The organism is Pseudoalteromonas sp. NZS71 (assembly GCF_015864715.1).
Taxonomy (GTDB): Bacteria; Pseudomonadota; Gammaproteobacteria; order Enterobacterales; family Alteromonadaceae; genus Pseudoalteromonas; species Pseudoalteromonas arctica.
On the sequence record NZ_JADYWS010000005.1, the window covers coordinates 211813 to 220340 of the forward strand.

An 8528-nucleotide genomic window follows, 5' to 3' on the forward strand; every position below is an offset into this window, starting at 1 on the left:
AGAATGGTGGGTCATGATGGATTTGAACCATCGACCAATTGATTAAAAGTCAACTGCTCTACCAACTGAGCTAATGACCCGCTCTGACGTTGCGTTTTATAACAACTTAGTATTCTACGTAAATCCGCCGATAAAAGACCATTCAAAGAATGGTGGGTTATGATGGATTTGAACCATCGACCAATTGATTAAAAGTCAACTGCTCTACCAACTGAGCTAATAACCCGCTCTTTTTGTCGCATTTCGAGTGGGGTAACCATTCGTTTGCTGCGGGCGCTTATAATACTTATTTATAAAATGAGTGCAACCGAAATTGTCTCTTTTTTTAAGTTTTTATGTCTAGATGCACAAAATTAAACCGTTTGTGCTCAAACTACATGCAAATCCAAGATTCTTCGAGAGTTTCCATGTAGTTTGCTCGCCCTAACTAGAAATTTAATCGCTAGTGAACTTTAGTTTCCTAAACGATCAGTTGCTAGTTTTGCAGCGGTTGTACTTGGGTATTGATTGATAAGATCGCTCAATATTTTTTGTGCTTGCGCCGCTGAACCTTGATCTTGTAAAAGTGTGCCTAACTTTAGCATTGCATCTGGACGTTTATTAGAATTTGGAAATTCGTTCACAACGACTTTAAAGTGCTCTACTGCTTTTACACCATCATTTTTAATAGTAAGCAACTGCCCTAACCAATAATGCGCATTAGACGCATAGACAGAGTTTGGGTAGGTAGTTAAAAACGTTTGAAATTCAGGAATCGCTTGGTCATAGCGTTTATCTTTCATTATTAACGCAACAGCGCGCTCATAGGCTTCGTTTTCAGATAAGTCACTGCTATAGGTCTGTGCATTGCTTTGTTGCGTGTAATCAGTTGCGGGAGCTGCTGCTGGCTGTGTATAAGCCTGGCTCACGCGGTTTTCAATTTCTTGATACAACTCACGCTGACGCTGCAGTACTTTTTCAAGCTTGTAGCTTTGCTCTTCGGTTACACCTCGAATTTGGCTTACTTCGTCTTGTAACAAGTTAAGCTGTTGCTGTAACTCAACCTGCAAAAAGTTACGCTGTTGCATCATATTCTCAAGCGACGCTAATCGCTTCTCAATACTTGATTGTGAACTCGCAGCTTCTGAAACAGGAGCGGGAGCAGCCATTAACTGGGTGCTCCCGCTCAATATCATGGCTGCCAAAATAATTTTCGGCTTCATAATATCTCTTATCTTAGTAAACTAGTACCGCACGGCGGTTTTTAGCGAAAGCTGATTCAGTGCGAGACTTAACCATTGGCTTCTCTTCACCGTAGCTTACCACTGACATTTGGCTAGCTGAAACACCTAAGCTTAATAAGTATTTTTCAACTGCTTGGCCACGGTGCTCACCTAGTGCAATATTGTACTCTGGAGTACCGCGCTCATCTGCATGGCCTTCAATTAGTACTTTAACTGATGAGTTTTGAACTAAAAACTCAGCATGTGCACGAAGTAAGTCTGCGTACTTGCTTTCAACTGTCGCAGTATCAAAATCAAAGTAGATTACTTGCTCTTGACGAAGTGCTTCGTACTTTTGACGAAGTTGCTCTTCTGCTTGTTGCTCAGGAGAGATTGTAGCTACTTCAACTGTATCAGTGTTAGTTGATTGCTCAACAACGCCTTGATTTGATTGGTTTGCAGCACCTTCATCAATATCTGAAGATGAGCTACAAGCTGCTAATGTCATTACTGGCACAGCAATTAGCAGGCCTTTAAGTATTTTGTTAAGTTGCATTGAGTAGATTCCTATTTTGAGTAAACCAGTAATATTACTGTAAGTATGGCGACCAAGCTGGTGCCTTTACTTGTCCGTCTAGCACAGGTAACCGTGCCTTAAAGCGGCCGTCCATCGATACTAGCGCAAGTACCTGTTTATTATTATGAAGCGTGCTATATATAATCATCGAACCATTTGGCGCTATGCTCGGTGATTCATCTAGGCGTGTTCTCGTTAATACTTGGAACGCGCCTGTAGCCAGCTCTTTCTTAGCAAGATGGTACTGCCCGTTGGTACGGTTAACCATCACTAATTCTTTTCCATCTGGTGTTATTGAACCAGCAAGATTCATATCACCATCAAAGGTGAGTCGTTGTGACCTACCTGTTTTTAAATTTAACTTATAAATCTGAGCATTACCACCCCTTTCAGATGTAAACACAATATCTTGACCATTAGGGTGCCAAGATGGCTCAGTATCTATGCTACGGTGATTTGTTAAGCGTGTTTCTTTACGTGTAGCTAGGTCAAGCATGTAAACTTCTGTTGCACCCGTCTTGTCCTTAGAAAGCACTAACAATAGCTTTTTACCATCTGGCGAAAACTGCGGTGCACCATTAATACCACGGTAGCTTGCTATTATTTCGCGTTTACCTGTGTATATATCTTGAATGTAAATTTGGCTTTGACGGTTTTCAAACGTTACATACGCTAACTTAGTACCATCTGGTGACCACGCTGGCGACATTAAAGGCTCTTTTGAGCGAAGTAATACTTGCTCATTAAATCCGTCATAATCTGCAACAACTAACTGATAAGGCTTAGGGTCATTATCACGTACTATTACATAGGCAATTTTAGTTAAAAATGCGCCTTTTTCACCAGTCAATCTTTCATAAATAACGTCACTGATTCGATGAGAGTAACGGCGAAAACCACTTTCACCAATAACACTTTCACGCGCTTCCAAAATATGATCTTGGCTTTTAACTAGCTTACCATTACTCATCATTTGTGTGTTGCCACCGGTAATTTGGCCGCGGATCACGTCAACTAACTCATAACGCACTAAGTAACGCCCATCAGTTTGCTGCTCAACTTCGCCCACTAATATCGCTTCCACACCTTTATTAACCCAAGATGCGTAATCAATTTCGCTATCTTTGGTTGGCTGTTGTGGCATCTGCGCTACATCTACAGGTTTAAATTTACCACTGCGCATTAAATCGGCAGCAATAACACTGCTTAATTTTTCAGGGATCGGGCCAACACCTTGATACTTAAAAGGTACTATAGCAATGGGCCTTGCACCGTCTACACCCTCAGTTATTACAATTTCAAGTGCTGCATTAGCAACACCCACAAACCCAAACAGTAAAACTAAACAGGCTATTTTTATTTTGTTGAACATATCATTCCTTTAAAATTCTGGCTTGATTGTTAAATTAATATTCTTAAGTTGTTCGAATACGTCTTTATCTTTAGATACCGGTAATGTGTCGGCCATGCGCACTGCTCTTAATGCAGCTTCACATACCAACTTATCGCCACCTAATGATTTAACTTGCGTTACTAAACCATTAAAACCTAAACGAATATTTACTCGGCACTGTTGGTTTTTCATTTTTTCATCAATCAATAAGTTTTGCTGAATACGCGCCATAATTAATGCACGGTACTTATCAACTTCGCTTACCACTTGTTGTTGACGTATTTTACTACGGGCAGCCTGCTCTTTGGCAAGTTGCTCTTGTAACATTTGCTCTTGCATTGCTTGCTGGCGTTTACGTTCTGCCTCGGCTGCACGCTCTTTTGCTTCTTCTTCACGTTTTTTACGTTCAGCTTCTGCTTTTTTAAGTGCGTCTTCTTCGGTTTTACGCTTATCAGCAGCAGCTTTTGCTGCGCTTTCAGCTTCTTGCTTTTGCTTTTCGGCTTGCTTAGCTTTAGCGCGCTCTTTTTGCTCAATGGCACGTGCTTTTTTAGCTTGTGCTTGCGCCTCGGCTGTTTCTTTTTCTTTAGCTTTACGTTCTTGCTCTAGCTTTTTAATATGCCTAGATTCAGATTCGCGTTGCTTACGTGCATTGGCCGCTCTGCGTTCTAAATCGCGGATACGTTTGTCTTCAGCACTTTTTTTATCTTTTTCTTTCTTTTGAAGTTCAGCAATTTTTTGCTCAACTTGTTTTTGATCAACTGTAACGGCTGATACTGCTTTATCTGGCGTAGGTATAGCCGAATTAAGCGTTACTTCCATTACTCTAGGTGCTGGCGGATGAATGTTTGCAGACGCATACAAAAAACCACCAATTCCTAAATGAAGTACTATCGATTTTACTACTGAACTATTCATACAGCTACTTCCCCTCAAAGGATTCAGTCATTAATCCTACTGATGGTACGCCTGCATTTTTCAAAAAATCCATTAGTAATAATACTTCTTGATACGACACCTTACCCGAGCCTTTAATCATGACTGGCACGTCAGGGTTTTTCATTAACTGTAATTTTATAACCGCAGCAACATCAAGTGCTTCCATAGGCTCTTCAGGATCAGTACCTACGCTTACATAATATTTACCCTCTGCATCAATTGAAGCAATAATGGGAGGAGTATCTTTAGTATCAACTAAATCAGACTCTTCCATTTTAGGTAAATCAACTTTTACACCGTGTGTAATAAGCGGTGCTGTTGCCATAAATATAATAAGTAATACCAACATTACATCAATGTAAGGTACTACATTAATTTCTGCGACCGGACGGCGCTTTTTACGCTGATACATTCGCTTGTGCCTCTATTTGTGTAGCTGCTTGACGGTGTAAAATATTAGCAAACTCTTCCATAAAGTTAATATAGTGAGACTCAAGCTTTTCAACACTGTTTGAAAAGCGGTTATAAGCAATAACAGCCGGAATTGCCGCGAATAAACCCATAGCAGTCGCAATAAGTGCCTCTGCTATACCGGGTGCTACCATTTGTAATGTAGCTTGCTTAACTTCACCTAGTGCAATAAAGGCATTCATAATACCCCACACTGTACCAAACAAACCGATGTACGGACTAATAGAACCTACCGTTGCTAAAAACGATAAGCTAGATTCAATTTTTTCAATTTCACGAGAAAGCGCAACACGCATAGAACGATGCGTCCCTTCCATAACAATACTCGCACTTTGAAATGTATTCTTTTTATGACGAGCAAATTCTTTAAAGCCTGAAGTAAATAAAGCTTCAATACCTTGAGACTGACCGCTGCGTGACGATATTTCGTTATACAATTTACTTAGATCAATACCAGACCAAAATTTTTGCTCAAATTTCTTAGCATTTGATAGTGCATCTGATATTGCTTTTTTACGCTGAAATATAATTGTCCACGACATTACAGACATGGCAACTAGCCCTAACATCACTAACTGAACAAGCAAGCTTGCTTCTAAAATTAGGTCTAAAAAATTAAGCCCTGATCCCACGTTAAACTCCTAAGTAATTTCAAAATACGGCAAATTGGTTAATTTGTGTAAATATGACCGTTTATACGGTCAAAAGTTGCATCTAGTGTATCTAGTCCATTTCAAGCTGACAACGGTATTGCTATGAATAGGCAACAAAAAACGTTAAAAAACAGCTTTAGTTGGCATTTTCCTTTGCCTCAGTATTTTATTTAATCTTTTAAATAAACTCGCTAACTATAAATATGCGTAAATATATAAGTAAAACGTCATAAAATGCGCCGTTTATTCAAAATAAGAGCATAAACACTCAAAACCTATAAGCCTCACCTTCACATAACAGTAAAACTAATACCGAGCCACATCAAAAGAAATTACTTAAGCTAGAAATTTCATTAACTTATAAATTTAACGATTAATTAACGCGCAAGATTCAAACAACAATAAAATTCACCGAATTAGTTTTTCTAATCTGAAAATACAAATTTTCTAGTTTGAATAAAAAGGTGATCTTACGTATTATTCTCCCATACCGAACTAGCGCACTGAATGAGATAGTTTCATTAAGCCAAGTTCTTAGTAATAGGATATTTTATCGTATTACATTGTTTTACTCTTTCTGGATAAAACCAAATTCAGTAAAACGTAGTTCCCTGGATTACTTCCTTCAACTTGTTGTTTGCCCGCATTTTTTGCGGGCTTTTTTTTGCCTGCAATTTGGTGCGCTACATACTTTATTTATAAACTAATAATTGCCCTACCTATTTTACAATAAGTAATTCGGTTACTAGTTTGAATGGTACGCAGGATAGCTTCGCGAGTCTTAACGCCCTGTGAATTAACAGTTAACTATAAAGCGTATAAGTATTTTGAAATAACATTTGCAACAGTGTGCTGAGATTTTGGGTAAAATACCAGCCGTATAAATATTTGAAAGAAAGGGATACTAAGTCAATTACCTGCTGCGCAATAAAGCACAGCAAGTAATGTATATGATGAGGCTAGTCTTTTTTAGGAAGTAAACCAAAGTGATGATATGCACTGTCAGACACTATTCGCCCACGCGGAGTACGCTGAATAAACCCTTGCTGAATTAAAAACGGCTCTATTACATCTTCTATTGTTTCACGCTCTTCACCAATAGCTGCAGCTACATTGTCGAGTCCTACTGGGCCGCCCATGAATTTTTCAATTATGGCGAGTAAATATTTGCGATCCATATAATCAAAACCACTTTTATCTACGTCAATCATATCAAGCGCTTGCTTAGCTACTTCGGCGTTTACTGTACCGTCAGATTTTACCTGTGTGTAATCGCGTACACGGCGTAATAAACGGTTTGCAATACGTGGTGTACCACGTGAACGTTGTGCAATTTCGGTTGCGCCGTCGTCACACATTTCTAAACCAAGATAATGTGCAGAGCGCCCTACTATGTGCGACAAATCTTCTACAGAATAAAACTCTAATCGCTGCACAATACCAAAACGGTCACGTAGTGGCGATGTAAGCGATCCTGCTCGGGTGGTTGCACCAATAAGCGTAAATGCAGGTAAGTCTAATTTAATAGAACGCGCAGCTGGGCCTTCACCAATCATTATATCAAGCTGGTAGTCTTCCATTGCTGGATACAGTATTTCTTCAACTTGCGGGCTTAGCCTGTGTATTTCATCAATAAACAGTACATCGCCTTCTTCTAAATTAGTAAGTAACGCAGCTAAATCGCCTGCTTTTTCAAGTACAGGGCCGGATGTTGTTTTAATACTTACGTGTAATTCGTTGGCTACAATATTTGCAAGCGTGGTTTTACCAAGCCCTGGTGGGCCAAATATTAATAAATGATCGAGCGCTTCACCACGGGTTCGGGCAGCTTCAATAAAAATTTCCATTTGCTGCTTAACATGAGGCTGGCCTCTGTAGTCGGCTAAAAGTTTTGGTCTTATTGCACGATCTATAGAGTCTTCATTTGTTTTTTCAGTCGCATCAATTAAGCGATCCGCTTCAATCATGGGTTACTCACAACATTGATTTTAAAGATTCTCTAATAAGAACCTCAGTAGACATATCGGGCTTGCTTATCGATTTTACTGCTTTTTGCGCTTGTGGCAATTTATAACCTAACGCAACCAATGCCGATACGGCATCATCGGCTGCATTATTAGCAATTGTCGCATCGCTCATCGGCTCTATTACCGCGCTGTCACTAAATGGCGTAAATAAATCATTACCCCAATCTTTTAATCTGTCTTTCATTTCGAGTACTAAACGCTCGGCTGTTTTTTTACCTACACCCGGTAATTTAACAAGCGACGTTGAGTCTTCGTTATTTACACAGCTTACAAATTGCTTTGCCGACATGCCCGATAAAATAGCTAAGCCAAGTTTTGGACCAACGCCATTTGCTTTTAATAGCTCTCTAAACAAGGCGCGTTCAACTTTATTATTAAAACCAAATAATAATTGAGCATCTTCACGCACTACAAAGTGGGTGTAAACAATCGCGTTTTCACCAATTTTTGGTAAATCGTAAAAACAGGTCATTGGCATTTGTACTTCGTAACCGACACCACTTACTTCGAGTAATATTTCTGGTGGCTGTTTTTCGACTAAAATACCATTTAAGCGGCCTATCATAGTTATTTCCTTAAACGTCCTCTAACGGTTTTGCTTGCGCTACCCGCTAGTTTAATTAAATTTTGTTCTGAGTGAGCGTGGCAAATCGCAATAGCAAGTGCATCAGCTGCATCGGCCTGTGGCGTACCGGGTAGTTTTAAAATATTTTTTACCATGTGCTGCACTTGTGTTTTATCAGCGCCACCGTTACCTACTACTGCTTGCTTAATTTGCCTAGCTGAATATTCAAATACGGGTAAGTCGGCCATTGCAGCGCCAACAATCGCCGCGCCTCTAGCTTGGCCAAGCTTTAAAGCTGAATCGGGGTTATGCGCCATAAATACTTTTTCAATGGCAAAGGTTTCTGGCGAAAACTGCTCAATAAGCTGTGTAATGCCTTGATAGATCATTTTAAGCCTAACCGGAAAAGGATGATCGGCTAACTTAATACAACCACTGCCTAAGTATGTAAATTTAGAACCTTGGTGGGCAACAACGCCATATCCGGTCAAACGTGAACCAGGATCGATCCCTAAAATGATGGCCAAACAGCGCTCCATTGTTATTATTTTTAAATTACGCTAATAATGCCAGAGCACTGTATAAATTACCAGTACAAAGAAAAACAAAAATGCCCACGTATTAGGTTAATGCAGATCGTTTAAGCTAATTGAACGATCTTTCAAAGGGCTCATAATAGGCTACAACAGAAGTTGTGGCCTATT

9 protein-coding genes and 2 tRNA genes are annotated in these 8528 nt (G+C 39.7%); all 11 read right to left on the minus strand.

All coding sequences use genetic code 11. From position 1 onward, the window contains the following. Window positions 1-4: 4 nt before the first annotated feature. A tRNA-Lys gene (locus tag I6E85_RS05265) sits at window positions 5-80 on the minus strand. A 70-nt stretch (window positions 81-150) separates the two neighbouring features. Then, window positions 151-226 (minus strand) — tRNA-Lys (locus I6E85_RS05270). A gap of 226 nt (window positions 227-452) precedes the next feature. Further along, complete coding sequence (gene ybgF / locus I6E85_RS05275) at window positions 453-1202, minus strand: tol-pal system protein YbgF (protein WP_024590479.1); 750 nt, start codon at window positions 1200-1202, stop codon at window positions 453-455. A gap of 13 nt (window positions 1203-1215) precedes the next feature. Further along, window positions 1216-1758 (minus strand): peptidoglycan-associated lipoprotein Pal, encoded by a 543-nt coding sequence (gene pal / locus I6E85_RS05280; RefSeq protein ID WP_024590480.1) that lies wholly within the window; start codon window positions 1756-1758, stop codon window positions 1216-1218. 34 nt (window positions 1759-1792) lie between these two features. Beyond that, on the minus strand, window positions 1793-3151 hold the full coding sequence (gene tolB, locus I6E85_RS05285) for a Tol-Pal system beta propeller repeat protein TolB (protein WP_024590481.1): 1359 nt from the start codon (window positions 3149-3151) through the stop codon (window positions 1793-1795). 9 nt (window positions 3152-3160) lie between these two features. Continuing rightward, window positions 3161-4087 (minus strand): cell envelope integrity protein TolA, encoded by a 927-nt coding sequence (gene tolA, locus I6E85_RS05290; protein ID WP_024590482.1) that lies wholly within the window; start codon window positions 4085-4087, stop codon window positions 3161-3163. A 4-nt stretch (window positions 4088-4091) separates the two neighbouring features. Further along, entirely contained in the window at window positions 4092-4520 is a 429-nt protein-coding gene (tolR, locus tag I6E85_RS05295) for a protein TolR (protein ID WP_007580386.1), read from the minus strand. Continuing rightward, a complete protein-coding gene (gene tolQ, locus I6E85_RS05300; protein WP_007580384.1) occupies window positions 4507-5211 on the minus strand; it encodes a protein TolQ in 705 nt (234 codons plus the stop codon). Before tolQ ends, tolR begins: the two co-directional genes overlap by 14 nt. Window positions 5212-6191: 980 nt before the next feature. Continuing rightward, window positions 6192-7199, minus strand: coding sequence for a Holliday junction branch migration DNA helicase RuvB (gene ruvB, locus I6E85_RS05305; protein ID WP_007580382.1), 1008 nt, complete (start codon window positions 7197-7199; stop codon window positions 6192-6194). Window positions 7200-7206: 7 nt separating this feature from the next. Further along, the gene (ruvA, locus tag I6E85_RS05310; protein WP_024590483.1) at window positions 7207-7824 is read right to left on the minus strand and encodes a Holliday junction branch migration protein RuvA; all 618 of its coding nucleotides are present in this window, start codon (window positions 7822-7824) and stop codon (window positions 7207-7209) included. 2 nt (window positions 7825-7826) lie between these two features. Further along, the gene (ruvC, locus tag I6E85_RS05315; RefSeq protein ID WP_002960649.1) at window positions 7827-8351 is read right to left on the minus strand and encodes a crossover junction endodeoxyribonuclease RuvC; all 525 of its coding nucleotides are present in this window, start codon (window positions 8349-8351) and stop codon (window positions 7827-7829) included. Window positions 8352-8528 lie beyond the last annotated feature (177 nt).